We start from the raw sequence: 25,378 nt of genomic DNA on the forward strand, positions 1-25,378 counted from the left end.
TTAATCGTCGGGCGTGGGGTCCGCCGTCGTCATTCCGTCGACGTCCCCGCCCCAGTCGAACCGCCGCTGGAAGTACAGTGCGACGTTCACCAGCGCGAGGAGGACGGGCACCTCGATGAGCGGCCCGACGACGGTGGTGAAGGCGACGCCGGAGCCGACGCCGAAGACGGCGACGGCGACGGCGATGGCGAGTTCGAAGTTGTTGGAGGCGGCGGTGAAGCCGATGGCGGTCGTCGTCGAGTAGTCCGCGCCGATGCCCCGACCCATCCCGAAGCTCACGAGGAACATCACGACGAAGTAGACCGTCAGCGGAACGGCGATCAACAGGACGTCGCCCGGCGCGGCGACGATGTTTCCACCCTGGGTGGCGAACATCACGACGACGGTAAAGAGGAGCGCGACGAGCGTCAGCGGATCGATCCGCGGGACGAACTCCTCGTCGTACCACTCGTCGCCCTTCCGACGGGTGCCGACGTAGCGCGTCAGGACGCCGGCGGCGAAGGGGATGCCGAGGAAGACGGCGATGGCCTCGAACACCTGGGCCGGCGAGACGTCGAAGGCCGTGATTCCCGCGACGAGCGACTCCATGCCCAGTAACGGGGGAACCACGAGGCCGAAAAACCAGACGTAGACGCCGTAGGTGACGATCTGAAACAGGCTGTTGAACGCCACCAGGCCGGTGACGTACTCGGTCGATCCCTCGGCGAGTTCGTTCCAGACCAGTACCATCGCGATACACCGGGCCATCCCGATGAACACGAGGCCGAGGAAATACTCCGGTCGGGCCGGGAGGCCGGGAACGACCCCGCCGAAGAACACCACCGCCAGTCCGAACATCAGGGTCGGGCCGATCAGCCAGTTCTGGACGAGGCTCAAGCCGAGAACGCGCCAGTTGGCGAAGACGGTCCGGAGCTGCGAGTAATCGGCCTTCGCCAGCGGCGGGTACATCATCACGATGAGCCCGATCTCGACGAGGTGGAGGTCCCGAATCGGTCCCGTCACCGACGGCGCGACGAAACCCAGGCCGACGCCGACGGCCATCGCGCCGAAGATCCAGACGGTGAGGTATTTGTCGAGGAAATCCATCGAACGCGGATCGCCACAGCTCTCACAGCCGCAGTTCGGCCCGTGTTCGTGTGCGTTACTCATCGTCGACGCTCCCGTCGAGCAGCGTCACCAGCGCCACGGCGCGGTTGGTCGCCCGGTATTTCTTCCAGCGGCCGTCCTTTCGACCCTCGACCAGGCCGGCGTCGACCAGCGTCGAGAGGGCGTGGCTGAGCCCGCTCTCGCTCACGTCGACGACGGCGTGTAACTCACAGACACAGAGCTCCTCGCCCGCGGCGACGAGCACCCGGACGAGCGTGTAGCGCGTCCCGTTGGCGAGCGCCGAGAGCACGTCGAGTTCGGCGTCGACCCGCGCCGTCCCGAGCGTCGCCTCGAGCGTTCCCAGTTCGTCGAGCCGTCGCTCCACGTCCTCGTCGCGACACTCCCCGAGTTCGTCCGCCAGATATCGTCGGAGCCGTTCCGTCCCGTGGGGCATCGTGTCGACGATCGACTCCGCCGAAGTTAATTGTACTGGTGTTCAACCAAACCAGATCGAAAAGAGTATAGAGCGGTATATAGGGCGATTGGATCGATACCGGAGAAAACATAGTTGAACGCCTATCGAATCGAGTCCCGCCCGGACGGCGGTCCTCCCGTCGGTAGGGGGACGGTCGATGAAGCCGTGCGGCCGAAGCTTCATGACGGTGGGAATACAACTTTGGTGTGGTATGGACTGTCGAGTCGTCGTCGAGGCAGCGGTCCCGGTGTACGACGTAGAGACCCCGGACGAGGCGATCCGGATCGCCATCGCCAAGACCGGCGAGATGCTGAACCCGGACCTCAACTACGTGGAGATCGAGATGGGGTCGCGGACCTCGCCGTCGGGCGAGGAACTCCCCCCGGCGTTCATCGCCGCCGACGAGGCACTCGTCGCCCTCGAACTCGAGATGATGGTGTTCAACGTCGAACAGGAGGAACACGCCTCGCGCATCGCACGCAAGGAGATCGGCCAGCGACTGGAGAACGTCCCGCTGTCGGTCCTGTCGGTCGAGCCGACGGCGGACGACGAGGACGAAAGCGAGAGCGGCGGGGACGAAAGCGAGAGCGAGGCGTCGACCGACGAGGACGACGAGGACCTCATCCCCGAGTTCGAGGAACTCGTCGACGAGTGACCGCCGGCGGCGTCAGCGCCGCCGCTGGTCGGTTCGGGTACACCGGGGACTGCGCCGTACGTGTTCAGTCCGCGTGCGGAGCGACGCGCTCCTCGGACGTGTCCAGGGACGAAGTGATGCCGTTGGCCAGCTTGAAAACGGCCGCCTTGTGGTCGGTCTTCGACTTGTGGATGGATGTGGGTCGTACCCCCATCTCCTCGTACGCCGTCAGGTCGATTTCGCCGTCATGCCACGCCGCACACTGTTTCTCTACCTCGGCCAGAAGGCCGTGCAGGTGAATGAGCTCCTGCTTTTTCATAACAACCATCCATAGCGAGTGGAAGGTTATATTATTATCTTGAGTGGAGTTAACATGCGTCTCGGCGGGGTTCTCCGGTCTGCGGCGCTCGGCGGCCGCCGCCGTCACCCACGGTCGGGGGTACACGCCACACCATGCGCTCGAAGACACGACGACACGGACGCGGAGTCGGGGCGACGACCCGTCTCGATCGATCGAATCCTGCACGTCCTCCGAAACCAGCGGCGGCGACGGGTCCTCGTCTATCTGTCGTCGAACTCGGCGACGACGCGGAGTGACCTCGCCGAACACGTCGCTGCCTTGGAGAACGGCGTGTCGGTCGCGGACCTGACGACCACACAGCGCAAGCGTGTGTACGTCTCCCTCCACCGGTCGCACCACCCGACCTTCGACGAGGCCGGCGCGCTCGTCTACGACTCGGATCGGGGGGCCGTCGAGTCGACGCCACAGACCGCGGTGTTTCTCACCTATCTCGACCGCGTCCGGGCCCCGCTCGACGCGCCGTCCCGTCGCCGCCACCACGTTCCGACCTCCCGCGTGGGTCCTGAAACGTTTTAGTCGTCGGCCCCGCCACATCGAACCATGGACTACGACGACAGTCTCGATCGGGCGCTGACCGAGACGCCGGAAATAACCGACTCAGTCGACCGGTTTCAGGTTCCCGACCCGGAGGTTCGTCCGGAGGGGAACGTGACCATCTACGAGAACTTCGCCGAGACGCACGACCGGCTGAACCGGGAGCGGGACCACCTGCTCAAGTTCTTCCAGTCGGAGCTGGGGACGAGCGCCAGCATCGACGACCGGGGTCGCGCCCGGTTCACCGGCGATTTCAAGCAGTCCCGCGTGAGCGACGCCCTCGACGAGTACGTCGAGACGTTCGTGACCTGTTCCGAGTGTGGCTCGCCCGACACGCGACTGGTCGAGGAACGCGGTGCGACGGTGCTGAAGTGTGACGCCTGCGGTGCGCTCTCCGCCGTCTCGGAGATCTGATCACTCGAACTGTTTGACGAGTTCCAGGTCGCGTTCGGTCCGCATGAACTCCGCGAGCCGACGCGTCGCGTGACACGTCGGACAGCTGAAGTTCTTCCGATGGCCGGGCAGGTCGGTCGGGCCGTCCTCCCAGTCCTTGCCGCACTCCGGACAGAGCAGTCTCACGAACGCTTCGACCATGCCCGCCCCTGTGTCACGGAGTCACATTAAACGTTCGGCGATCACCGTTCCGCGGTCGGATTTCAAAACCCTTAACGCCGGCTCGCCGGTAGGGTTCGGTAGCGGGATGGGATAGCCAGGAGATTCCGCCGGGCTCATAACCCGGAGATCGGTAGTTCAAATCTACCTCCCGCTATTTTCGGCCGGCAACTGCGACCGAGAAACGGAGTGACGAGGGAGCCAGCCGGCCGGAAATTTCCCAGTCGATTTGAACCAGGGAGCGAAGCGACCGTGGTTCAGATCCCTCTCGTGTTCGACGACGACCCGACCGGGGAGAAACGTCCGTCCGGTCACGGCGTCAGGGGCCCCGCCCCACTGGCCGTGATCGACACGCCGACCCGAGGGTATCAGGACGACCCTTGCTCGGTGCGCCCGAGATACGCATAACAGTTCGGGCACTGGAACGGCCGCGCGCCGTGTGGGTCCGGTTCGCCGAGAAACCGGGTGCGCGAGTACCCCCGACCACACTCCTGGCAGGTCACGATGATGACCACACACGGGGGAGTCGCCGCGCGCCCTTGGAGGTGTCCATTTTCGACGCGTCCCCGGTCAGGTCCCGTCGTCGGGGACCGTCGGCCGGACGAGGTTCGCGAGCGTCACCAGGAGGCCGAGGGCCCATCCCACCGGCACTGCGAGCGCACCCCACATGCCGACGTACGCGACCCCGACGAGTTCGAACCGCCGGCGGATCAGGGTGTTCAGCCCGCGGTAATCGAGGAGCGTATCGAGCACCCACACCGCGAGCGTCTCGCTCCGGGGGAAGACGGCCGCGGCGAGCGCCGGCGAGTAGAGCGCCGCCACCACCGGCGGGAGAAAGACCGCGACCACCGCGAACGGGTAGGCCAGCACGACCGTCGTCGTGCGTCCCCCGAAACGCCGGAAGAGCAGCGCCAGGATCGTCGAGACGACGGCGACGGAGCCCGCGGCGGCGACGGCGAGGAACCCCTCCGCCGAGAACCGAACGCGAGCGAGCGCGGTCAACCCACCCCAGACGAGCGTCGCGAGGAGGACGGTCCCGACGGCGCCCAGGCGGGCGGTCGTCCGGTCGACCTGTCCGACGTGAAATCGGACCAGCAACCCCAGGACCGCGAGCGGGTAGCCCACGAGCAGCCCGACGGCGCCAAGAAGCGCCCAGACCCGGTAGCTCACGCGCTCCCGGGTCGTCTCCGGACTCCAGCGGCTGACGACTGGATGGGAATCGCGAAGCTGTGGGAAGGCAAGCGCCATCCAGAGTCCGTGCAGACGACGGAGGTCGTAGGCCACGTCGGCAACGACGTCCGTCAGTAGCGTCCCCATGGTCAGGTCGGTTCGCACCGCCCGAGTTAACGGTTCGGGGTTCGTTCCGACGTGCCGGAGGAACGGCTGTGATGTGAACGGAGCCGACCGTGAAAACGGAGGCGGGCTACGTGATCACCGCTCGATGCTCGGGTGGCATGCCGCTGGGGGGAGTGATCGGATAGACTGTACCATCACCTCGCTATGTCCGTGGTATGTCGTACCATGACATGAATTTTGTGGCCAACGCCCCCGGCCGGGGCGCGAACGCTCGGGGATCGACCGTTCCTCAGTAGAGACGTTCGGTCGCGATTTCGGCGCCCTCGACGAGTGCCTCCAGTTTCGCCCACGCGATTTCGGGATCGACCATGCCGAGGCCGGCCTGCGTGCCGAACCCGCAGTCCGGCGCGGCGACCAGCGGCGTCGAATCGTCGACCGCTTCGGCGACCCGCTCCAAGCGGTCGGCGACGGTCCGTGGGTGATCGACGATGTTCGTCTTCACGTCGACGACGCCCGGCAGGAGCGTCCAGCCGTCCGGCAGCGGGTGTTCGGCGAACGCGCGGTACTCGTGTTGGTGACGCGGGTTGGCCTGTTCGACGCTGAGCCCCGAGATGTCGGCCTCGTAGAGCTCCGGCAGCATCTCGGCCAGATCCGTATCGAGGTGGTGGGGTCCCTCGTAACTCCCCCAGCAGGTGTGGAGCCGAACCTGGTCGCTCGGGACGTTCGACAGCGCCTCGTTGAGCGCCTCGACGTGGAGACGCGTCGCCTCCTTGACCGTCTCGAGGGGTTCGTCGGCGTAGGCTGCGGTGTGGCCGACGGTGAGGAGTTCCGGGGCGTCGATCTGGAGTGTCATGCCGCTCTCGGCGACGAGTTCGTACTCCTCGGCCATCGCGTCCGCGACGGCGAAGAGGAACTCGTCGTAGGAGTCGTAGTACTCGTCGACGTGCGTGGCCGTGACGACGCTGGGTGACGCCGCGGTCATGAACGTCCCCTCGACGTCGGCATCGACGGCCGACAGCGCGTCGCGGAACGCCGCGAGTTCGGCCTCGGCTTCCTCGCGCCCGGTGTACTCGACTGCCCCCGTCACGACCGGATGCATCGACAGGTCGATGACGTCGGTCTCGAACGTCTCCTCGGCGTAGTCCGGGAACTCCTGGAGGTCCGCCCAGAGTTCCTGTTCGCGTTCGCCCTCGATGCCGCTGAGCCGGTCCGCGACGTACCAGTTGAACGAGACGCGGGGCTGTTCGCCGTTGTTGACGACGTCGAGGCCGGCCGCGACCTGGCGCTCGACGACGTCGCGCGTGGCCGACTCGACGGTCGCCGCCCACTCGTCGGAGTCGACCGCCGCGCCGTCCTGGCGCTTCTCGAGCAGGTCGAGCAGTTCCGGCGGACGGGGCAGGCTTCCGATGTGTGTCGTGCGGATTCGCTCGTCGCTCGCCATCGTTGGGTGTTCCCTCGTCGCCGATGCAAATATGCGTCCCGATGCTCCTCCTCCGGGTGTGGCGGAACCTTGGCGTGCGCGTGCGGAGAGGGGTCTGGGTGGTGGGTGAATCGAGATGAAATGGCTGGGGAGTTACGGCCCCAGTTCCCGGCCGGTCGAGGACCGGCCGGGAAGGAGGTGGGCCAACACGGATTTGAACCGCGGACCTCCCGGTTATCAGCCGAGCGCTCAACCTGACTGAGCTATTGGCCCAGGTGAGCGCATCAGTCCCTTGCGCGGTCTTTCGTTTAAGCGTTTCCGTTCGGGGCAGTCACTCGTCGTCGACGCGGTAGGACCCGCGGTCGACGTCGTACACGTCCTCGTCGTCGGGGAAGCCGCCGGTGTAGACGCCGCCGGTGACGAACCCGCCGCTCTTGCGCTCCAGATACGGCCGTACCACGCCCCGTTCGAGGAGGGCACGGATCGGCGCCCGCGTCAGCGGCACGCCGAGCAGGAAGCCGATGGCGTCGGTGACGAGTCCCGGCGTGAGCAGGAACGCGCCCGCGGCGATCAGCAGGCCGCCGTCCATGAGTTCCGTGGTCGGCACCTCGCCGGTAGCGACCCGCTCTTGGAGGCGGCGGACGGTGTGCCGCCCTTCGGCGCGCACCAGCAACATCCCGACGAGACCGGTGAGAACGACCAGCGCGACGGTCGTCGGCGCGCCGACGGCGTCGGCGACGACGACGAGCAACAGGGCGTCGGTGAGGGGGACGAGCAACAGGAGCACGAACACCCAGCGCAGGCGCATACGTCCACTACCGGGCGCCCGCCCATAGCCCTTTTGACGCCGTCGCGTCGGCGGCCGTGAGGAAGTGTACGGATCATCGTGACTGGTCACCGATGGTTCGCCTGACTGTCCTGGCGAACCACCGGTATGACTCACAATGAACAGTATTAGGCCCGCCCGCCACGGAGTGTCGGTATGACCGACGGGACACGCGTCGAGTGGCGCGAGTGGGACGAGGCCGCCTTCGACGAAGCTCGCCGCCGCGGTGCGCCCGTGTTGCTCGCGCTGACGGCGACCTGGTGTGGGGAGTGTCACGAGATGGACGCCCGGACGTACGCCGAACCGCGCATCGCGGCCAACCTGAACGACGGGTTCGTGCCCGTCCGCGTCGACGTGGACCGCCAGCCCCGGGTCCGCGAGCGCTACAACGTCGGCGGCTTCCCGTCGACGGTGTTCTGTACGCCCGACGGCGAGCGGATCGCGAGCGCCGGCTTCCTCGGCCCGGACGGGATGCGCGACGTCCTCGACCGGGTGCGCGAGCGCTGGGACACGAGCGGTGCCGACGCGGGGCGCATCCCCCGGAGCCTGCGCGACGACCGGCCACCGCGGGGGCCCGTGACCGACCGCATCGAGGAACACCTCGCCGGCCAGGTCGACGGCGCCTTCGACGAAGAGTTCGGCGGCTGGGGCGACGCCCCGAAGTTCCCCCTGCCCCGGACCGTCGAGTTCGCCCTCAAGCGTGACCGGGCGAAGGCCCGCCAGACCCTCGACGCCATCACCCGCGGGCTCTTCGACGAGGATGCGGGCGGCTTCTTCCGCTACGCCCGGACCCGGGACTGGGGGGATCCCGACCGGGCGAAACTCCTCGCCGACAACGCCGCGCTGGTGCGGGCGTTCGCCCACGCGTACTGTTACACGGGCGAGGACGCGTACCGACGGCCCGCGGACCGGACCGTCGAGTACCTGATCGACGCTCTGTGGAACGGGTCGGCGTTCGGCGGGAGTCAGGCCCCGACCGAGGCGGGCGACGACACCGGCCCGCGAACGGATCTGACCGCCTTCGCCGACTCGAACGCCCTCGCGGTCGACGCCCTGCTCACCCTCGCCGCGTACACCGACGCCGAGCGTCCCCGGGAGTACGCGCGGCGGACGTTCTCGACGCTCCGGTCGGAGCTGGTCGACGACGGCGTCGTGCGACATTACGCGGCCCCCGACGCGCCGACGCTCGTCCTCGCGGATCAGGCGTGGACCGTCGCCGCGGCTACCCGCGCGGTTCAGGTGCTCGGGGACGAGGGCGCCCTCGATCTGGCCCGCCGGGTCGCCGACCGGGCCATCGAGTCGCTGTTCGACGACGGCGTGTTCCGCGACGGGCCGGCCGAGGGGCCGGGACTGCTCGACCGGGCCTTCCACCCCCTCGACGGCAACGTCGAGATGGCCGACGCGCTCCTGGACCTGGCGACCCTGACCGGCGAGGAGCGATACCGCGAGGTGGCACGCGACGCCGTCGGCGCCTTCGCGGGCGCCTGGGACCGACTGGGCGTCCAGGTCGCCGGCTACGGCGCCGTCGCCGCCCGCCTCGGGCGCGAGGGGCTGTCGATCCGCGTGGCGACCGACCCGGGCAGCGACCTCCACCGGGCGGCCCTGCGGGTCGCCGACCACGAGGCGGTCGTCCGCCCGCGGGCGCCCGATCCGGACCCCGGCACGGCACGCGTGACCGTCGGCGACCGCTCCCGGACGGTCCGAGCCCCGGCCGACCTCGCCGCGGCCGTTGCCGACCTCGCCGCGGAGTAAACGAACGGTTCGTTTTTACTTCTCGCCACGCACGCGGACGTATGGCGACGCTCCGAGATCTCGGCCTCTCCGAGTACGAATCGCGGACCTATCGCGAACTCCTCGATCAGGGGCCGACAACGGCAAAAGAGTTGTCGGCTTCCAGCGACGTGCCGATGGGCCGGATCTACGACGTGTTGAACGATCTGGAGGGTAACGGCCTCGTCCGCAGTCAGGCGGCCAGTCGGCCCAAGAAGTACGTCGCCGTCGAACCCGACGCCGCACTGGACCGCCTGGTCGAGGCCCGGAAGCGGGAACTCGACCAGCAGGCCGAGCGATACGAGGCCGTGGCCGACGACCTGATCGACGACCTCGACGCGGCCGACTCCGTCCAGGGGCAGTTCTGGACCGCGGCGGTCGGCGCCGACGAGACGGTCGAACTGTTCCTCGAACGCCTCTCGGCGGCCGACGAGCAGATCCACTACGTCGTCGGTCTCCCCTCCCCACAGATCGACCTCGGAACGGTCGGCCAGCAGGTCCTCGAGGCGTTCGAGGCGGCGCTCGACCGCGGGGTCACCGTGCAGGTGCTCGTCCACCCGGAGTTGATCGAGACCGTCCCCGAGGAACTCAACGAGCGCTTCGAGACCCGACTCGGCGACTACGACCGCTACGAGATCCGGGGGTCGCCGAGCATCGACGGGACGTTCACGCTGATCGACGGCGAGGAGGTGTGCATCGAGGTGCCGAACCCGCTCGATTCGAGCGAGGTGTTCGCCATGATCGACTTCAAAGACGCCACCTTCGCGGACGACGTGCGGACCGTCTTCGAGGAACAGTGGGCGGAGTCGACCCCGGTGCAGCGGCCGTGATCAGGCGGCGTCGCCGTCGACTTCCGCGCGGAGTGCCTCCAGCGTGAGTTCCCGCTCCGCGTGGGCGTTGTGCTGGTGGATCGACTCGTCGTTCGACTGTTTCATGTGGATCACCGCGTCGTCGGCGAGGTGACCGAACTCCTCGACGACGGATTCGGCCAGCGAGCGCACGCAATCCTCGACGAACTTGGCGTCCGCGTGGGCGTGGTAGGTCATGTGATCCTCGTCCGGCCGCTTCGCGAGGTTGTAGATCCGCGCGCTCATCGCGTCCCGGGCGACGTCGATCACGTCCCGCAGGTCGACGTCGGGCGAGCCGTCGCTCGTGATCGTGAGCGTCGCGTGGCCGCGCTGTGAGTGACCCGGCTGTGGGACCCGATCGAGGAACGTCTCGACCGTTCCCTCGTCGACGCCGAGATCACGCAAGGTGTCGCGGGCCCGCGACTCGGACATTCCCTGCGAGCAGGGACACACCGTCATCCCGGTGACCCGGGCACCGATCTCCTCTCGGGTCCCCTCCTCGGTCGCGACGGCGCCCGCGATGATCGTCGCGGTGTTCTGTGTCGCTAAGTCGGAGGCCGGCGTCCGCTCCCGGGTGACGTAGTCGGCCTCCATCCGGACCTCGGCCGTCGAGGTGTAGTCGTGTTTCTCGAGGAGTCGCTCGGCGACGTCGCCACACACCTCCTCGACGCGGTAGGAGGGCTCCGAGACGGCCGCCTCCAGGATCTCGTCGATCACCTGCATGTTTCGGCTCATGTCGATCCCCTTGCGGCCGCTGGGCAGATCCACGAACACTTCGAACTCCGCCATCAAGACGATCGGTCGCTTGCCGTTCCGGTCGATCGTGACGAGCTTCTCGACCCCGGTGACGCCGACCTGACTGAGCCCGACGGTCACGTCGGGCTTGCTTGCCTGTACGTCAGGCAACTGGTGACTCATCGACTATCGGCAAGGACCCGCCGTGATTATGGCTTTCGATCCACTCGGTCCCGTGTGACGTCCGTCGACCGTTACGCCGCGACTACGGCCAATCGTCCCGGCTTTCCCCCTCGAAGGGGTCCTCCTCGTCCGTCTCGCCGAGCTCCCAGTCGGCGAACTCCGCGGCCTCCTCGACGGAGAGGTACTCCCAGTCGTGGTCCTCGGCGGCGGCGCGGTCCTCGTCGGTCGTGCCGATGAAGACGTGACGGTCGGTGTCGAACTGGTCGGCCACGTTGTCGAGGCTCTCGCGGACGCCCCGCGGCCCCGAGAAGAAGTCCTGACGGATGCGTCGCTTGCGCGTGAAGTTGGTGACGACGTACGTCGGCTGGTCGCTGAGGACGCCCACGTATTCGGTCCACTGTCGAGCGTCGTCGAAGACCGCGTTCGGATCGGCGAGCGCTTCGAGCGCCCCGAGTTCGAACGCGAGCGTCATCGTCCCGCCGCTGTCCATGGACGAGTTACCACACCACCGGGCAAAACGGCTTCGATCCCGCTACTGAACGTGGTAGTAGTCGGTGAACACGACCACGTCGCCCTCGTTCAGCTCCGAGAGGTTGGTCGGGTCCCGGGAAGAGACGCCCTCCGCGACGTGAACGAGATACTGCTGTGCCGAGTCGTCGAGTTCGTCGAAGTGACGCACTCGTGCGCTCTCCGGCACGGTGTCGGTTCGGTTCACGTCGTAGTCGGCGTCGACGGGGCGTGACATGTGACAACAATACACATTTAGGACGATAAAGGTTTCGTCGGGGGGCGTCCCCCGTCGGTCGCTCAGCGGTTCTCCTTGTAGACGTTCACCAGTTCCTGCATCGACGCCTTGGCGTCGCCGAAGAGCATACTCGTGTTGTCCTCGGCGAACAGCGGGTTGGGGATGCCGGAGAACCCGGGGCTGAGGCTCCGCTTGTTGACGACCACCGAGCGGGCCTCGCCCACTTCCAGGACCGGCATGCCCGCGATGGGGCTGGAGTCGTCGGTGTTCGCCATCGGGTTGACCACGTCGTTGGCGCCGGTGACGATCACCACGTCCGTCTGCGAGAACGTCGGGTTCACCTCCTCCAGTTCCCGCATCTTGTCGTAGGGCACGTCGGCCTCGGCCAGCAGCGCGTTCATGTGGCCCGGCATCCGGCCCGCGACCGGGTGGATGCCGAACTCGACGTCGACGCCGTCTTCCTCCAGCAGTTCGGCCAGTTCGGCCACGGCGTGTTGGGCCTGTGCGACGGCCATCCCGTACCCCGGAACGATGACGACGCGGTCGGCCACGTCCAGCAACATCTCGACTTCCTCGGCGGACGTCTCGCTGATCGATCCCTCGTAGATGTCCGGCATGTCCTCCATCTCGTCGTCGCCGCCGAGGCCGCCGAAGAGGACGTTGACCAGCGAGCGGTTCATCGACTCACACATGATGACCGTCAGGATCAGTCCCGACGCCCCGACCAGCGTCCCCGCGACGATGAGGACGGTGTTGCCGAGGACGAACCCCGTGGTGGCGGCGGCCAGCCCGGAGTAGGAGTTCAACAGCGCGATCACCACGGGCATGTCCGCCCCGCCGATGGGGACGACCAGGAAGATTCCGAGGACGGACGCGGCGGCGACCAGGACCCAGTAGGACGACACCGGTGCGCCGCCGACGAAGCCGGGCTGTGCGACGAGCACGACGCCGCTCGCGACGGCGGCCGCCAGGGTCACGACCTTGATCCCGTGGCCGACGGTGCTGCTCACGGGCGAGTCGCCGACCACCCCGTGGAGCTTGCCGGCGGCGACGAGGCTCCCCCAGAACGTCACCGCGCCGATGATACCGGCGATGGCCGCCGTCGCGGTCACGCCGACCGGCAGGCCGCTCCCGGTGACGACGCGGTCGACCAGTTCCGCCCCGGCGACGAGCGCGGAGGCGCCGCCGCCGAAGCCGTTGAACAGACCGACGAGCTGTGGCATCTCGGTCGTCTCGACCGTCACCGCCAGCCACGCGCCGACCGCTCCGCCGACCAGGAGCGCCGCGCCGAGGACCAGCGGGGAGGCGATTTCGAACCAGAGCACCGTCACGACCACCGCGAGGAGCATCCCGAGCGAGGAGATGCCGTTGCCCCGGGTCGCCGTCCGCGGATGCGTCATGTCGCGCAACCCCTGGATGAAGAGGACGCTGGCGATCAGGTATACGAACTGGAGCACCGAGTTCGGGAGCCCGCCGAGTACGCCCGCCATCTCACTTCCCCCGCTGGCTGAACTGGTCGAGCATGAAGTGACTCACGAGATACCCGCCGACGACGTTGATCGTCGCCATGACGACGGCGACGAAGCCGAGCGCCGTCGCGAGCAGGTCGGAGCCGGAGCCGGCGACGACGACCGATCCCAGGAGCGTGATCCCCGAGATGGCGTTGGCCCCCGACATCAGCGGCGTGTGGAGGTTCGTCGGAATCTTCGTGATGATCTCGTAGCCGACGAAGGCCGCCAGCACGAACAGCGTCAGGTTCTGGACGAACGTCATGGCTCACTCCTCATCCGTCCCCGCCTCCTCGTCGGCCGGTTCGTCGTTCTCCTCGTGGGGTCGTCGTATCGTGCCATCGTGTGTCAGTAGCGTCGAGTCGATGATCTCGTCCTCGGTGTCGATGACCAGCTCGCCGTCCGCGAGCAGGTGATCCAGGAAGTTGTACAGGTTGTTGGCGAACAGTTGGCTCGCCGTCTTCGGCACCGTCGCCGGGAGGTTCGTCGGCCCGAACACCGTCACGCCCTCGTAGGTGATCGTCTCGTCGGCGACCGTGGGGTCGCAGTTGCCGCCATCCGCCGCCGCGAGGTCGACGACCACCGACCCGTCGTCCATGTCCGCGATCATCCCCTCGCTCACGAGTTCCGGCGCGGGCGCGCCGGGGATGGCCGCCGTCGTGATGACGACGTCCGACTCGGGGACCACCCGTCCCAGCTCCTTGCGCTGTTGTTCGTAGAACTCCTCGCCCATCTCGACGGCGTACCCCTCGTCGTCGCCCGATCCCTCCGTCTCTAGGTCGAGTTCGACGAAGTCCGCACCCAGGCTCTCGACCTCCTGTTTCACCTCCAGCCGGATGTCGTACCCGCGGACCGACGCGCCGAGACGCTCCGCCGTGGAGATGGCCTTCAGTCCCGCGACGCCCGCGCCGATCACGAACACCTCCGCCGGCTGGACGGTACCGGCGGCGGTCATCTCCAGCGGAAAGAGCTTCGGGAGCCGCTCGGCCGCCACCAGGGTCGCCTTGTACCCCCCGACGCTCGCCATCGACGACAGCACGTCCATGCTCTGTGCCCGGCTGATCCGGGGCATGAACTCCAGGGCGAACGAGCTCAGCCGGCGGTCGCCCAGTTCCTGCCACGTCCCCTCTTCGAGGTCGTAGGGGCCGAGCGTCCCGATCACCACCTGGCCCTCGCGGTACGGGTCCATCGGTTCACTCTCGTTGGCCGCGAGCCCTCTGACCTGACAGAGCACGTCGGCCCGCTCGAACACCGTCTCCCGGTCGTCGACGACCGTACACCCTGCCTCGCGGTACGCCGCGTCCGACCACTCGGACCCGACGCCCGCGCCGCTCTCGACGCAGACGTCCACGTCCCGGTCGACCAGTTTCTCCGTCACCGGGGGGATGAGCGCGACCCGCGTCTCGTCCTCGGCCGTCTCCGACGGCACCCCGACGATCATGACGCGACGCTCCGGTCCACCCGCCCGTCCCGGTGTCGATCCCTTCGCCACACGTTTACACGCTCCGTGAGTTTCGTTGCCACACTACGTACGAATTTCGGACCCCTCACATAAATTCTCGGGACGTTTCGTCTCGGATTCAGGTTCGGCGAGGACGGGCGGCGACGGAGAGGGCGGGGTGGGGTCGTTACTGCTCCTGGGTCGGGGCGAGGTTCTCCAGGTCCACGGACTTCTCGAGGAGGACCTCCTTCTGGTCCGCGACGACGCGTTCCTCCTCCATCAGTTGCTTGTAGGCGCTCTGTGGCGAGAGGTCGCCGATCAGGACGCCGCCGACGATCTTGCCGTCCTTGAACGCCAGGCGACGCCACTCCGTGTCGGAGTACTTGCGTTCGGCCTCGTCGTCGCCGATGGTCGGGTGGCCAAAGGAGAGGAAGGGGAAGTCGAAGTGGGTGATCGAGTACGACGAGACGAAGCGGAACGGTTCCGACTCGGGGTCGAGCATGTTCTTCGCGGCGACCGTCCCCTGCGATTTGGCGCTGTCCCACGACCCGTTCTGGGCGCGTTCGCCGAGGATCGTATCGTGATAGCGCGTGATGTCGCCCGCGGCGTAGATGTCGTCGACGTTCGTCCGCATGTACTCGTCGACGAGGATCCCGTCGTCGCACTCGACGCCCGTCCCCTGCAGGATCTCGGTGTTGAAGTCCAGGCCGATGGCGATGCCGACGAAGTCACCCTCGTAGCGGTCGCCGTTGGGGTCGATCGCGGCCGTGACGTGGCCGTCGTCGTCGGTCTCGAAGCGGTCGACGCTGCTCCCAAAGACCGGCTCGACGCCGCGTTCGCGCATCGCCTCGTGGAGGATCTCCGCGCCCTCCGTCGAGAGCGCGTAGCGCCACCAGCAGTCGCCACGCATGAGGTAGTGGGCGTCGACGTCCTGCTCGCCGCAGATGGCCGCGAGGTCGATGCCGAGCAGCCCCGCGCCGACGACGATGCCCGTCTCCGCTCGCTCGACGTGTTCGCGGATCGCCCGCGCGTCCTGGAACGTCCAGAAGTGGTGGACGCCCTCGGCGTCGCTGTTCTCGACCGGAAGCTGGGCCGGCGTCCCGCCCGTGGCCACCAGGAGCTTGTCGTACTCGATGCGCTCCCCCTCGTGTGTCCGCAGTCGGTGCCCCTCCGGGTCCACGTTCGTGACCAGCGTGTTGAGCCGGAGGTCGATGTCGCGCTCCTCGTACCACGAGGGCTCGTGGATCGAGACGGGCATCTCCGGCAGTTTGCCCTTGGCGAACTCCTTGATGAGAATACGATTGTAGAGAGCCTCACCCTCGTCGGTGATGACGGTGATCTCGGCGTCCGGCGCCCCCTCGCGCAACGTTTCCGCCGCGGAGCTCCCCGCGATCCCGTCGCCGATGATCACATACGACTGGGTCATACCCCGACGTTTGGAGGTACGGGTTAATGTCGATTGCTATCCGCGAAATTCGCCTCGAACCCGGACGGGGCACCGTTGGCTTGAAGGGCGAACGATCCCAACCGACGGCGATGAAGATCAGCCAGAACGTCCGCCATTTCGCGTCCCGGAAGGCGCTCACCCTCCCGGTGGTGGGGTCGATCGTCAACGACAAACTGGTCGACCTGCACACGCGCGTTTTCCTGGAGAAGGCCGACGAAGACGTCCGCGAGGCGCGTCGTGCCCACCTCGACGACTTCTTCGACGCGACCATGGACACCTACCTCGCGGCGCTCAACGAGGGGTACACCGAGGCCGAGGCCCGTGAGATCACCCACATTCAGGCGAACTTCGACTTCTACAACCACGGCTGGGTGGAGATGATGGAGTTCCCCACTGACGAACTGGAGGACCACTACGAGCGCTACGTCGACTTCTTCGAGCGCCACGGGATCACCATCGACGACCCGCTCGGCGACTTCCGGCCCGCCGGCGGGGTCGCCAGTGCCCCCTCGACACCCGAGCAACTCGACGATCCGGAACATCCCCACGCCGAGGGCGGGTTCGCCGACGACGTGTACGTCGACACCGGCGAGGACGTCGTCGCGGGCGGAATCGAGGAACCCGAGGACGTCGACCCGACCGAGGCCCCCGGCGTCACCCCCGACGACGTCCGGGAGTCCGAAGGCGCCTAGTCGGCGATCCGATCAGCACACGTAAAGCCAGCGACGACGCCGCCGTTCAGGCTCCGTTCCGGATACTGCGCCCGGCTCGCCATTCCCGCGTAGTAGACCCCTTCCGCCACCGCGTCGCCGAGGTCGTAGGGGACGACCAGATCGAGATATCCCCGCTCGTAGACCGGCGCCGCCCGCGGGTTGCGCGCCACCCGGAACTCCCGGACCGTCGACCGGTCGAACGTCGGGAACATCTCCCCGACGTGATCCAGCCACGTCGCCTCCAGTTCGTCGTCGTCCATCCGCCAGACGTCCTCCTCCCGGTCCTGGACGTAGCTGGCGATGTAGCACAGGTGGTCGCCGCCGTACCGCGCCGGCGGGACGAAGTTCGTGTGTTCGATCAACGCCCCGAAGGGGGCGTCGTGGGCGACGTTCAGCCAGTACGTCTCCGTGAGTGGTTCGTCCATCGTCATCACGGCGCACACGGCGCCCTGGAAGTCGATCTCGCAGGTGTACCCCGTCAGCGATTCGAGGACGTTCGGCATCGTCGCGACGACCACCCCGTCGGTCGACCGGGTCTCCGTGCCCGACTCGGTCTCGACGGTGATCGACTCGACGGCGCCCCCGGCCGTCGACAGGTCGACCGCTCGCGTCCCCGTCTCGACGTGGTCCCGACCCACCGCGTCGACGAGCGCGTCGATCAGGACGGCGAAGCCACCCTCGAAGTAGCCGAGGATCTCCCCCCGGCGCAGGTCGCGTTCGCCGCGGAACTTGATCCGGCCGAGCAGCCACGCGGCGCTCACGTCCTCCTTCCGGTCGCCGAACTTCGCGTCGAGCAGGGGTTCGAAGAAGTTCTCGTAGACCCCACGGGTGGTGTGTTCGAGCAGGAACTCCTTGATCGGCACGTCCTCGAAGGCCTCCAGGTCGTCGTACGTGTCGAACCGGGGACGCCCGCCGCGCACGTCGATTTCGAGGGTCAGGAGGCCGAGGCGGAACGTATCGTAGAGGCTCAGATGGGGGTAGGCGGCGATCTGTGGCAGGGTGTCGAGCGGGTGGACCACGCCGTCGACGTAGTAGGCGTTCTTCCCGACCAGCCACTCGACCCGGTCGCCGAGCCCCAGCTCCTCGGCCAACTCGACGATGGTCTCCTCGGACTTCGAGAGGTGGTGGTAGAACTTCTCGACGTCGTCGCCGGCGGTCGAGTACGTGGCCGCCAGGCCCCCGAGGTCGTCGCTCGCCTCCAGCACCGTCGCCTCGTGGCCGTGCTGCTGGAGCCGGTAGGCGGCGGACAGTCCGGCGATGCCGCCGCCGACCACGTGGATCATACCCACCTTCCGCCGGGGAGCGATAAGTGGATTGTGGATCGGTTCGGCGGTCGGTGGCCCGTTCGACCGGGATCAAATTCTCAATTGTGAATAGCTAGCGGTGATACATTTATACAAGACTCTCGCAGCTAGCGGTATGGCGACACAGGAGTCCGGTGCCACGAGCGGTGTCGACTTTTCACAGGAGATCACCGGCGGAAAGACCCTCGACCACGACGAACTCCACGATGTCCTCTCGAACAGCATACGCGAGATAATGAACTCGACGGGGGCAGCAATGCGTATTCTGGACACGGAGTTCAATGTCGTCGTCGAAAATGATCTGATGACGGAGCTGGGCGGAGTCGAAGCGGAGGGAAGCGAACTCCTCAACTGCTACGACCAGTTCTGTCACCCGGATGTCTGCGGGACGGACAGTTGCACCCTCAAACAGATCGTCGACAACGGAAAAGAGGAAATCCGCGTCGAAGTCGAGAAGGAAAGCTACGACGGCCGTGTCATCCCGACGGAACTCGTGGTTCGTCCGATCCGCAACGACGACGGCGACGTCGTCGCGATCAGCGAGACGTTCCACGACATCAGCGACCGCAAAGAGGCGACCGGTAGCATCAAAACCGCGATCGACGAGGTGAAAGCGACTGCACGCGAGGTCGCTGACGCCTCCCAAGGGATCAGTACCGACACCTCCGAGCAGCTCCGTTCGATCACCGAGGTCGACAGCGAGGTGTCGAACCTGTCGGCGACCGTGGAGGAGATCGCCGCCACGGCGGACGAGGTGAACGCCATTAGCGATCGAGCCCGGGACAAGGCTCGCGCGGGCGAGGCCGACGCCGAGGCGACAATCGAGATGATGGAGACGATCGAGACGGAAGCACAGACCGCCACCCGCGAGATACAGGACCTCCACGAAAGCATTCAAAAGATCGACGAACTGGTCGACGTCATCAACGACATCGCCGACCAGACGAATCTGCTCGCGCTGAACGCCTCGATCGAGGCCGCCCGCGCCGGCCAAGCCGGCGAGGGCTTCGCTGTCGTCGCCGACGAAGTCAAGTCACTAGCGGAGGAGTCGAAGCGCCGTGCCGGCGAAATCGAGGGGATCGTCGCCGAGGTGCGCACCAATACCGAGGAGACGGTCGAAAGCCTCGAAGAGACTAACGAGGTCGTACAGGACGGGGCGCAGAAGGTTCGAGACTCGGGGGAGAACTTCCAGGAGATCGCGGAAGTCGTCGAGGAGGTGTCCGACGGTATCACCGAAGTCGCGGAGGCTACCGACGACCAAGCCGTCAGCACGGAGGAGATCGCGAGTATGGTCGACGAGACGACGGACGGCTTCGAGAACGTTGCCGACCGGGCGGAAACCATCGCCGCCGCCAACGAAGAACAGACGAGTCGGATCGAGGCGATCAGTACCGAAGTCGATCAGCTGAACGCACTCGACGTCCAGACGGAGCTGTAAGCCAGCGCCGATTTGTCCCGGCGTAGCACTCGTCGCCCGTTCGGGTCGGGGCAGCCACTCAACGCCACGGCGTCGACCGCGGCTGGAGTTCGCCCGCGAGCGACTCCCGCATCGCTGCGGCCGGCTCCGACCGGTTTTCCAGCACCCACATCAGCTTCGCCGTCGCCGTCTCGGGGAGCGTGTCGCCGGCCTCGACGACCCCCGCGTCGAGCAGGTCGCGGCCGGTGTCGTACACCCGGTCACAGACCCGCCCTTCGAGACACTGGCTGGTCATGGCGACGATCGTGCCCCCGTCGACCAGTTCCTCGATCCGGTCGATCCAGTCCGTGGCGACGTGTCCCAGTCCAGTCCCCTCGATGACGACGCCGTCGGCGTCGTCGAGGTGGTCGAGGGCCGCGGGGTTCATCCCCGGCGTGAACTTGACGAGTTCGACGCTCGTCTCCAGGTCGGGGGCGATGGCGAGGTCGGTCTCGCCCCGTTCCGGGCCGTCCCGGCGGAACTCGACGGTCTCCGTGTCGTAGTCGACGCGGCCGATGGGCTCCGCGCCGACCGTCTCGAAGGCGTCGCGCCGCGAGGTGTGGTTCTTGCGGACCCGGGTCGCCCGGTGGAGGGCACAGGCGTCGTCGCTCGACGATCCGTGCATACAGACCAGCACTTCGGCGCGGTCGCTCGTGGCCGCCTCCACGGCACAGACCGCGTTCATCACGTTGTCGCTGGAGGGACGATCCGCGGAGCGCTGGCTCCCGGTGAAGACGACGGGGACCGGCGTCTCCAGCATGAAGGACAGCGCGGACGCGGTGTACTGCATCGTGTCGGTGCCGTGCATGACGACGACCCCGTCGGCGCCCGCCTCGATCTCCTCGTGGACGGCCCGGGCGAGCTCCCGCCACACGTCGGGTGTCATGTTCTCCGAGAGGATGTTGGCGACGACCCGGCCGCGGTAGTTGGCCCGCCCCGCTAGGTCCGGCACCGCCCGGAGGACGTCCTCGGCGTCGAACTGGGCGGTCACCGCGCCCGTCCGGTAGTCGACCGTCGACGCGATGGTGCCGCCGGTCGAGATGAGCGAGACGGTCGGCAGGTCGTCGTCGAACTCGACGGTCGACGCACCCGCACCCTCGCCCGCGCCATCGACGTCGTAGACGTCGCGTTCGAGCACCTCGACCGCCGCCGCCTCGCGGTCGATGCCGACGTTGTACCCGCCCGGCAGTTTCACGACGAGGTGGTCGGCCGTCGTCGAGGGCATGAGGACGCCCTCGTTTGCGACGCTTCCGCGTTCGACGCGGACGCGATCCCCTGGGTTCATACAGCGCGGTACCGCCCGGGCGGACTTGAATCCATTCGTTGGGCGCAAGTCACTTGCCGCTCGACCCCCGAGTCGGCGTATGCGTCGCCCCGAGTTCCGCCGCACCGACGACGCCGAGGCCTCGACCGGCCGCCTCGCCGGCCTCCGCCGTCGACTGGCCAGGATCTTCGCCCTCCGTCCGTTCCTCCTCGCGGTCGTCCTCTCGCTCGTCGGCCTCGTCGCCGGTGGGAGCGTCCCGCTGATCGGCTCGGTCGGGCGTTTCCTCGGCATCGCGCTCGCCGGGTTCGTCCTCGCGTTCGTCGTCTCCGACCACCGATACGTCGAAGCCGGCCTCGCGGGCGCGCTCACGGCCGGAATCGGGTTTGTCGTGTCGGCGTTCGACACCGCCCTCCTGCCCGTCGTCGCGGACTACGGGCTCCAGGTCGCGGGTGTCGGCACGACCGCCGGGCTGATCGCGGCCCTCTTGGGGCACTACTTCGGCCGCGACCTCCGGGCGGGCCTGACCCGGGAGCTATAGGCGGCGGGCGGTGCCCGACGGGGAGACGGCGGGGGCGTCCCACCGCCCGGCTACCGGTCGAGCTGTGGGTCGAAGATGTCCTCTATCCGGCAGTCGAAATGGGCCGCGAGTTCGAACGCGAGTTCCAACGACGGATCGTACCGGTCGCGTTCGATGGCGTTTATCGTCTGGCGGGTGACTGCGATCGCGTCCGCGAGCTCCGCCTGACTGATCCCTGCCTCCTCGCGTCGCCTGGGGAGATCGTTCCGCATGCGCTATGGTCGCCGCTTGACGATTCCAAAGCAGACGCCGTACAGGAGAAAGAGCGCCGACGCGACCAGTATCCCCCCACCGATCGCCCCCGTGAGATCGACGTACCCGCCCGCTTCGAGAACGTACAGGGCCGGAACGATGCCGATGCCGAGTGCCATCGTGATTCCCATTGCCAGACCGCTCGCACGGTTGTGTAACGCATCGTCCCGTTCGTCCTGCAACTGTTGGTCGCTCCATCTCGGAGCCACGACGGCGATCACACCCCCGATCCACGAGCCGAGCAGATAGAGGACCGTTCCGACGAGATGCCGATCGGTCGCCAGCCCGACGAGGAGTCCGAGAATACCGATCCCGACCACGCCGTACACCAGTCCTCTGTACGTTCGACGGGTGATCCCTGCCGTGGTGTGTGTCGCTGCTAGCATGTAAAGCACCCTTTACTGTAAAGGAAACTTTACACTCGATGGTAACTCTTTCGCCTCAGTCGGCGCTGCACGATGTCGCGTGAGGGCCGGATGACCGCCGAGCTACGAGCGCGCGACCTGCCACTCGTCGCTCCGTCGGGCCAGGACCCCCCGGTCGGCGAGCGTGTTGAGCGCGCCCCGGACGGCGTCCGTCGGGGCGTCGACGGCGTCGACGACCTCGTCGGTGGTCCGGGCACCCGTCGCCACGGCCGCCAGCACCTCGGCGTGAAAGCGGTTGTCGGCGTCGACGCCCAGGTGGTCGTCCAGCCGCTCCAACACCTCCGTGATCCGGCCGTACACCCACCGCTGGGCCAGCGAGAGTTCGTTCTCTAGGGTCTGTAACCGCTCGAAGGCGGTCGCGAGTTCCTGCACGTCGTCCTCGGCCTCGCCCGGCGCGTCCAGCGAGACGTGCCGACAGTGGCCGTCCATATCGAGGCTCGGGCTCGCGGGGTACGCGCTCTTGGCGCCGAACCCGTACGGCGAGACGCTCACCTCCAGGCGGAGGTTCCGGGAGATGTGGAAGTATTTCCGCCGCTTGTCGTCGGTGTGGCTCTCGATCAGGCCCGCCTCCTCCAGTTTCCGGAGGTGATCGATGACGGCCTTCGGGCTCACCCCGAGGTATTCGCTGATCTCGGTGACATAGCAGGGCTTCCGCGACAGCAGTCGCAGGATCCGCCGGCGGTTCTCGTTGCCGAGGAGATCGAGTAGTACCGCCGAGTCCATGACGTGAGGTAAACGTCGACAGGTGATAAGGGCTGTGTGTGCGACGCCGGCCGCCGGCCCGTCGTGGCGGCGTCCGATCACGGGCCTGCGTCGGGGTCGCCCCCCTCGACTCGGGGGTGCCGCCCGGTCGGAGGGCTTCCCCGAATATCGGCCGGTTGCGTCGTTCTCTCCGATGATACTCGGGGCCTACATGTTATACTGTCCGATGCGGTAGTCGGCTCATATGACCGAGGAAATATCATCGGGGAAACAAAAAACCGAGGTCGACGTCGACCGATCGTTGGATGGCTTACTGGCGTACATACCGACCGGGAGTACGATCCCGGACGACGTGTGGGCACGTCGCCACAAGTACTTCATCGTCACCGTCTTGGTGCACGTTCCGGTGCTGTTTGGGCTCGGGATGCTCGAAGGGACCGAGCCGGTGACGGGGGCCACGCTCCCGGCGATTCCGCTCGAAACCCTCCTGCTGGAGACCGGGATCATCGTCGCCTTCGCCGGCGCGGCGGCGGTGCCGCAGCTCGGCCGCCGGCTGCGGACGGTGCTCGCGGTGACCGGGCTCGCGTTCTGTTCGGGGACGCTGGTGCACGTGAGCGGCGGCTACATCGAGGCACACTTCCATTTCTTCGTCGCCATCGGGATCGCGGCCATCTACGAGGACTGGCTGCCGTTCGGGGTCGGGATCACGTACGTCGTCGTCACGCACGGTCTCTTCGGCATGATCGACCCGTCGCGGGTCTACAACCACACCGCGGCACAGCTGAACCCGTGGGTGTGGGGCGTGATCCACGGCGGGTTCGTCGCCGTCCTCGCGGGCGCGCTGACGATCCATCTCAGTTCGATCGAGCGGTCCCGGAAGAAGGCACAACGGGAACTGCAACGGGCACGGGAACGGGCGACGCGGATCGACGACCTCGAGGAGCGGCAGGCGGAGATCGAACGCGAGAAAGCCGAGGCGGAGCAACTGAAAACCGAGGCCGAACGGCAACGCGAGGAGGTGGAGGAGCTGAACGCACACCTACAGGAGAAAGCCGAGGAGTACCGCGACGCGATGTCGCGGGCCGCCGACGGTGACCTCACGGTCCGGGTCGACCCCGAGAGCCAGAGCGAGGCGATGGCCGAGATCGGCCACGCGCTCAACGACATGACGGGGGAGATCGAGGGGACGGTCACCCGGATCCAGTCGTTCGCCGCCGCGGTCGAAACCCAGACGTCCGAGGCTGACTCGGCGACCCGGCAGGTCGCGGAGGCCAGCCAGGAGGTGAGCGACTCGATCCAGGAGATCGCGACCGGGACGGACGACCAACGGCGGATGCTCGACGAGGCCTCCGGCGAGGTGTCCGACTTCTCGGCCGCCATCGAGGAGGTCGCCGCGTCGGCACAGGAGGTCGCGCAGGTGTCCGACGAGACGACGACCATCGCCGCCGACGGGCGGGAGCTGGCCGACGAGATGCTCGAGGACGCACGGAGCGTGCAGGCCTCCATCGACACGACGGTCGAGACCGTCGACGAGTTGGAAACCCAGATGGACGCCATCGCCGAGATCACCGACGTCATCTCCGACATCGCCGAGCAGACGAACCTGCTCGCACTGAACGCCAACATCGAGGCCGCGCGCGCCGGCGCCGGCGACGGCGGCAACGGCGGTAGCGGTTCGGCCGAGGGGTTCGACGTCGTCGCCAACGAGGTGAAGCAGCTGGCCGAAGAGACCCAGGACTCCGCGGGCGACATTCGGGATCGCATCGCGGCGACGCAGTCGCGGACGGACGACGTCGTCTCCCAAGTCGAGCGGGCCAGCGACCTGATGGAGCGGGAGATCGAGGCCGTCACCGACGTCGTCGAGGTGTTCGAGCGGGTCGCGTCGAACGCGGAACGCACCGACGACGGGGTTCGGGAGATCAGCGAGACGACCGACAGCCAGGCCGCGAGCATCGAGGAAGTCGTATCGATGATCGACGAGGTCACGGAGATCAGCGACGGATCCGCCGCCGAGGCCGAGAGCGTCTCCGCCGCGGTCGAGGAACAGACCGCGTCGATGGACGAGATCAGCGAGAGCGTGTCCTCGGTCGCCACGCAGGCCGGCGAACTCGAGGACCTCCTCACGACCTTCGTGGTCGACGGCACCGGGACGGACGGCCGTCCCGACGCGTCGGCGACGCCCACCGGCGCCGACCCGTAGTCCGGGGACGTCCCACCCCCGCTCTTGGGCCCGGTCGCCCATCGTCGACGCCCTTGGCCGGCGGTACTTTTGTATCCCTCCCGCGTAGGTCGGGATATGCCATCGCACGTCCTCGTCCCCTTCGACGGGACGCCCCAGTCCGAGGCGACGCTCCGGTTCGTGCTGGACGAGTGGCCCGACGCGGACTACACCCTCCTCTACGTCATCGACCCGGTGACCGCCGGGTTCGGGGGACGGTTCCCCGGGAGTTCGGAGACGTGGTACGAACGGGCGCGCGAACACGCACAGGAACAGCTCGACGCGGCCCGTGAACGCGCCGACGGTCCGCTCGCCACCCGAATCGAGGTCGGCGGTCCCGCCCGCGTCATCGTCGACGTGGCCGGGGAGGACGCCTTCGATCACGTGGCCCTCGGGAGCCACGGCCGCGAGGGCATCTCACGGGTCCTCCTCGGGAGCGTCGCCGAGGCGGTCGTCCGACGGTCGCCGACGCCCGTGACCGTGGTCCGGTAGTGCGGATGTGACCACCCCACACCCGGCGAGTACGGCCGCCTTCCGCCGGTTCAT

At 67.4% G+C, this 25,378-nt stretch carries 29 protein-coding genes and 2 tRNA genes; 11 read left to right on the top strand and 20 right to left on the bottom strand.

Translation table 11 applies throughout. From position 1 onward, the window contains the following. Positions 1 to 1,149 (bottom strand): ACR3 family arsenite efflux transporter, encoded by a 1,149-nt coding sequence (arsB, locus tag EI982_RS15795; protein WP_157690599.1) that lies wholly within the window; start codon positions 1,147 to 1,149, stop codon positions 1 to 3. Continuing rightward, positions 1,142 to 1,540, bottom strand: coding sequence for an ArsR/SmtB family transcription factor (locus EI982_RS15800; protein ID WP_157690600.1), 399 nt, complete (start codon positions 1,538 to 1,540; stop codon positions 1,142 to 1,144). Before EI982_RS15800 ends, arsB begins: the two co-directional genes overlap by 8 nt. A 232-nt stretch (positions 1,541 to 1,772) precedes the next feature. On the opposite strand from EI982_RS15800, the gene EI982_RS15805 reads away from it, so the two are divergent. Then, the gene (locus EI982_RS15805; protein WP_157690601.1) at positions 1,773 to 2,216 is read left to right on the top strand and encodes a DUF555 domain-containing protein; all 444 of its coding nucleotides are present in this window, start codon (positions 1,773 to 1,775) and stop codon (positions 2,214 to 2,216) included. Positions 2,217 to 2,280: 64 nt separating this feature from the next. Here the strand turns inward: EI982_RS15805 and EI982_RS15810 are convergent, their stop codons facing one another. After that, positions 2,281 to 2,514, bottom strand: a complete 234-nt coding sequence (locus tag EI982_RS15810; RefSeq protein ID WP_157690602.1) for a UPF0058 family protein — start codon at positions 2,512 to 2,514, stop codon at positions 2,281 to 2,283. Positions 2,515 to 2,568: 54 nt separating this feature from the next. Here EI982_RS15810 and EI982_RS15815 point away from each other — a divergent pair, with 54 nt between their 5' ends. Both EI982_RS15815 and EI982_RS15820 read left to right on the top strand, forming a co-directional pair. Continuing rightward, entirely contained in the window at positions 2,569 to 3,072 is a 504-nt protein-coding gene (locus EI982_RS15815; protein WP_157690603.1) for a DUF7344 domain-containing protein, read from the top strand. A 24-nt stretch (positions 3,073 to 3,096) separates the two neighbouring features. Further along, positions 3,097 to 3,504 carry a translation initiation factor IF-2 subunit beta gene (locus tag EI982_RS15820; RefSeq protein WP_157690604.1) on the top strand — a complete coding sequence of 136 codons (408 nt, stop codon included), beginning with the start codon at positions 3,097 to 3,099 and terminating at the stop codon, positions 3,502 to 3,504. Here EI982_RS15820 and EI982_RS15825 read toward each other — a convergent pair whose 3' ends face one another. Next, positions 3,505 to 3,684: a DUF7836 family putative zinc-binding protein gene (locus EI982_RS15825; RefSeq protein ID WP_157690605.1), complete on the bottom strand. Its 180-nt coding sequence runs from the start codon at positions 3,682 to 3,684 to the stop codon at positions 3,505 to 3,507. It abuts the gene before it with no gap. A 100-nt stretch (positions 3,685 to 3,784) separates the two neighbouring features. Here EI982_RS15825 and EI982_RS15830 point away from each other — a divergent pair. Next, a tRNA-Met gene (locus EI982_RS15830) sits at positions 3,785 to 3,859 on the top strand. 413 nt (positions 3,860 to 4,272) lie between these two features. Here EI982_RS15830 and EI982_RS15835 read toward each other — a convergent pair. The 4 genes from EI982_RS15835 to EI982_RS15850 form a co-directional block, all read right to left on the bottom strand. Then, positions 4,273 to 5,019 (bottom strand): hypothetical protein, encoded by a 747-nt coding sequence (locus EI982_RS15835; protein ID WP_157690606.1) that lies wholly within the window; start codon positions 5,017 to 5,019, stop codon positions 4,273 to 4,275. A gap of 268 nt (positions 5,020 to 5,287) precedes the next feature. After that, on the bottom strand, positions 5,288 to 6,439 hold the full coding sequence (locus tag EI982_RS15840) for a cobalamin-independent methionine synthase II family protein (RefSeq protein ID WP_157690607.1): 1,152 nt from the start codon (positions 6,437 to 6,439) through the stop codon (positions 5,288 to 5,290). Positions 6,440 to 6,617: 178 nt separating this feature from the next. Next, positions 6,618 to 6,691 (bottom strand) — tRNA-Ile (locus EI982_RS15845). A gap of 58 nt (positions 6,692 to 6,749) precedes the next feature. Continuing rightward, positions 6,750 to 7,226 (bottom strand): FxsA family protein, encoded by a 477-nt coding sequence (locus tag EI982_RS15850; RefSeq protein ID WP_157690608.1) that lies wholly within the window; start codon positions 7,224 to 7,226, stop codon positions 6,750 to 6,752. 174 nt (positions 7,227 to 7,400) lie between these two features. Between EI982_RS15850 and EI982_RS15855 the strand changes: the two genes are divergently transcribed. Beyond that, positions 7,401 to 8,996, top strand: a complete 1,596-nt coding sequence (locus EI982_RS15855) for a DUF255 domain-containing protein (RefSeq protein ID WP_157690609.1) — start codon at positions 7,401 to 7,403, stop codon at positions 8,994 to 8,996. A 41-nt stretch (positions 8,997 to 9,037) separates the two neighbouring features. Next, positions 9,038 to 9,844, top strand: a complete 807-nt coding sequence (locus EI982_RS15860; RefSeq protein WP_157690610.1) for a TrmB family transcriptional regulator — start codon at positions 9,038 to 9,040, stop codon at positions 9,842 to 9,844. Here EI982_RS15860 and mptA read toward each other — a convergent pair whose 3' ends face one another. The 7 genes from mptA to EI982_RS15895 all read right to left on the bottom strand — a co-directional run bounded on the left by mptA (position 9,845) and on the right by EI982_RS15895 (position 15,900). Beyond that, positions 9,845 to 10,780 (bottom strand): GTP cyclohydrolase MptA, encoded by a 936-nt coding sequence (gene mptA / locus EI982_RS15865; protein ID WP_157690611.1) that lies wholly within the window; start codon positions 10,778 to 10,780, stop codon positions 9,845 to 9,847. 82 nt (positions 10,781 to 10,862) lie between these two features. Next, the gene (locus EI982_RS15870) at positions 10,863 to 11,252 is read right to left on the bottom strand and encodes a DUF7124 domain-containing protein (protein WP_394352065.1); all 390 of its coding nucleotides are present in this window, start codon (positions 11,250 to 11,252) and stop codon (positions 10,863 to 10,865) included. 60 nt (positions 11,253 to 11,312) lie between these two features. Continuing rightward, complete coding sequence (locus EI982_RS15875; protein WP_233255245.1) at positions 11,313 to 11,525, bottom strand: DUF7979 domain-containing protein; 213 nt, start codon at positions 11,523 to 11,525, stop codon at positions 11,313 to 11,315. A gap of 62 nt (positions 11,526 to 11,587) precedes the next feature. Then, the gene (locus EI982_RS15880; RefSeq protein WP_157690613.1) at positions 11,588 to 13,015 is read right to left on the bottom strand and encodes an NAD(P)(+) transhydrogenase (Re/Si-specific) subunit beta; all 1,428 of its coding nucleotides are present in this window, start codon (positions 13,013 to 13,015) and stop codon (positions 11,588 to 11,590) included. Position 13,016: 1 nt separating this feature from the next. Further along, the gene (locus EI982_RS15885) at positions 13,017 to 13,298 is read right to left on the bottom strand and encodes an NAD(P) transhydrogenase subunit alpha part 2 (RefSeq protein WP_157690614.1); all 282 of its coding nucleotides are present in this window, start codon (positions 13,296 to 13,298) and stop codon (positions 13,017 to 13,019) included. 3 nt (positions 13,299 to 13,301) lie between these two features. Further along, positions 13,302 to 14,525, bottom strand: a complete 1,224-nt coding sequence (locus tag EI982_RS15890; RefSeq protein WP_199243669.1) for an NAD(P) transhydrogenase subunit alpha — start codon at positions 14,523 to 14,525, stop codon at positions 13,302 to 13,304. Positions 14,526 to 14,661: 136 nt separating this feature from the next. After that, positions 14,662 to 15,900: an NAD(P)/FAD-dependent oxidoreductase gene (locus tag EI982_RS15895; protein WP_157690616.1), complete on the bottom strand. Its 1,239-nt coding sequence runs from the start codon at positions 15,898 to 15,900 to the stop codon at positions 14,662 to 14,664. Positions 15,901 to 16,010: 110 nt separating this feature from the next. Here EI982_RS15895 and EI982_RS15900 point away from each other — a divergent pair, with 110 nt between their 5' ends. Then, positions 16,011 to 16,613, top strand: coding sequence for a DUF6149 family protein (locus tag EI982_RS15900; RefSeq protein ID WP_157691260.1), 603 nt, complete (start codon positions 16,011 to 16,013; stop codon positions 16,611 to 16,613). Here the strand turns inward: EI982_RS15900 and EI982_RS15905 are convergent. Next, positions 16,610 to 17,917 carry an NAD(P)/FAD-dependent oxidoreductase gene (locus tag EI982_RS15905; protein ID WP_157690617.1) on the bottom strand — a complete coding sequence of 436 codons (1,308 nt, stop codon included), beginning with the start codon at positions 17,915 to 17,917 and terminating at the stop codon, positions 16,610 to 16,612. The two genes, EI982_RS15900 and EI982_RS15905, sit on opposite strands and share 4 nt — an antisense overlap. A 136-nt stretch (positions 17,918 to 18,053) precedes the next feature. On the opposite strand from EI982_RS15905, the gene EI982_RS15910 reads away from it, so the two are divergent. After that, positions 18,054 to 19,376 (top strand): methyl-accepting chemotaxis protein, encoded by a 1,323-nt coding sequence (locus EI982_RS15910; protein WP_157690618.1) that lies wholly within the window; start codon positions 18,054 to 18,056, stop codon positions 19,374 to 19,376. Between the two features lie 58 nt (positions 19,377 to 19,434). On the opposite strand, the gene gatD is transcribed toward EI982_RS15910, so the two are convergent. Continuing rightward, on the bottom strand, positions 19,435 to 20,679 hold the full coding sequence (gene gatD / locus EI982_RS15915; protein ID WP_157690619.1) for a Glu-tRNA(Gln) amidotransferase subunit GatD: 1,245 nt from the start codon (positions 20,677 to 20,679) through the stop codon (positions 19,435 to 19,437). 79 nt (positions 20,680 to 20,758) lie between these two features. Between gatD and EI982_RS15920 the strand changes: the two genes are divergently transcribed. After that, positions 20,759 to 21,196, top strand: a complete 438-nt coding sequence (locus EI982_RS15920) for a DUF8526 domain-containing protein (protein WP_157690620.1) — start codon at positions 20,759 to 20,761, stop codon at positions 21,194 to 21,196. A 50-nt stretch (positions 21,197 to 21,246) separates the two neighbouring features. Here the strand turns inward: EI982_RS15920 and EI982_RS15925 are convergent, their stop codons facing one another. The 3 genes from EI982_RS15925 to EI982_RS15935 form a co-directional block, all read right to left on the bottom strand. Continuing rightward, positions 21,247 to 21,447 carry a helix-turn-helix transcriptional regulator gene (locus EI982_RS15925; RefSeq protein WP_157690621.1) on the bottom strand — a complete coding sequence of 67 codons (201 nt, stop codon included), beginning with the start codon at positions 21,445 to 21,447 and terminating at the stop codon, positions 21,247 to 21,249. A 3-nt stretch (positions 21,448 to 21,450) separates the two neighbouring features. Beyond that, positions 21,451 to 21,816: a DUF2178 domain-containing protein gene (locus tag EI982_RS15930; protein ID WP_233255246.1), complete on the bottom strand. Its 366-nt coding sequence runs from the start codon at positions 21,814 to 21,816 to the stop codon at positions 21,451 to 21,453. A gap of 159 nt (positions 21,817 to 21,975) precedes the next feature. Next, positions 21,976 to 22,635, bottom strand: a complete 660-nt coding sequence (locus tag EI982_RS15935) for an ArsR/SmtB family transcription factor (protein ID WP_157690623.1) — start codon at positions 22,633 to 22,635, stop codon at positions 21,976 to 21,978. A 223-nt stretch (positions 22,636 to 22,858) separates the two neighbouring features. Between EI982_RS15935 and EI982_RS15940 the strand changes: the two genes are divergently transcribed. Together EI982_RS15940 and EI982_RS15945 are read left to right on the top strand one after the other, a co-directional pair. Continuing rightward, positions 22,859 to 24,814, top strand: a complete 1,956-nt coding sequence (locus EI982_RS15940; RefSeq protein ID WP_157690624.1) for a methyl-accepting chemotaxis protein — start codon at positions 22,859 to 22,861, stop codon at positions 24,812 to 24,814. A gap of 96 nt (positions 24,815 to 24,910) precedes the next feature. Then, entirely contained in the window at positions 24,911 to 25,324 is a 414-nt protein-coding gene (locus tag EI982_RS15945) for a universal stress protein (RefSeq protein ID WP_157690625.1), read from the top strand. Positions 25,325 to 25,378 lie beyond the last annotated feature (54 nt).

This window comes from Haloplanus salinarum (assembly GCF_009762275.1).
Classification (GTDB): Archaea; Halobacteriota; Halobacteria; order Halobacteriales; family Haloferacaceae; genus Haloplanus; species Haloplanus salinarum.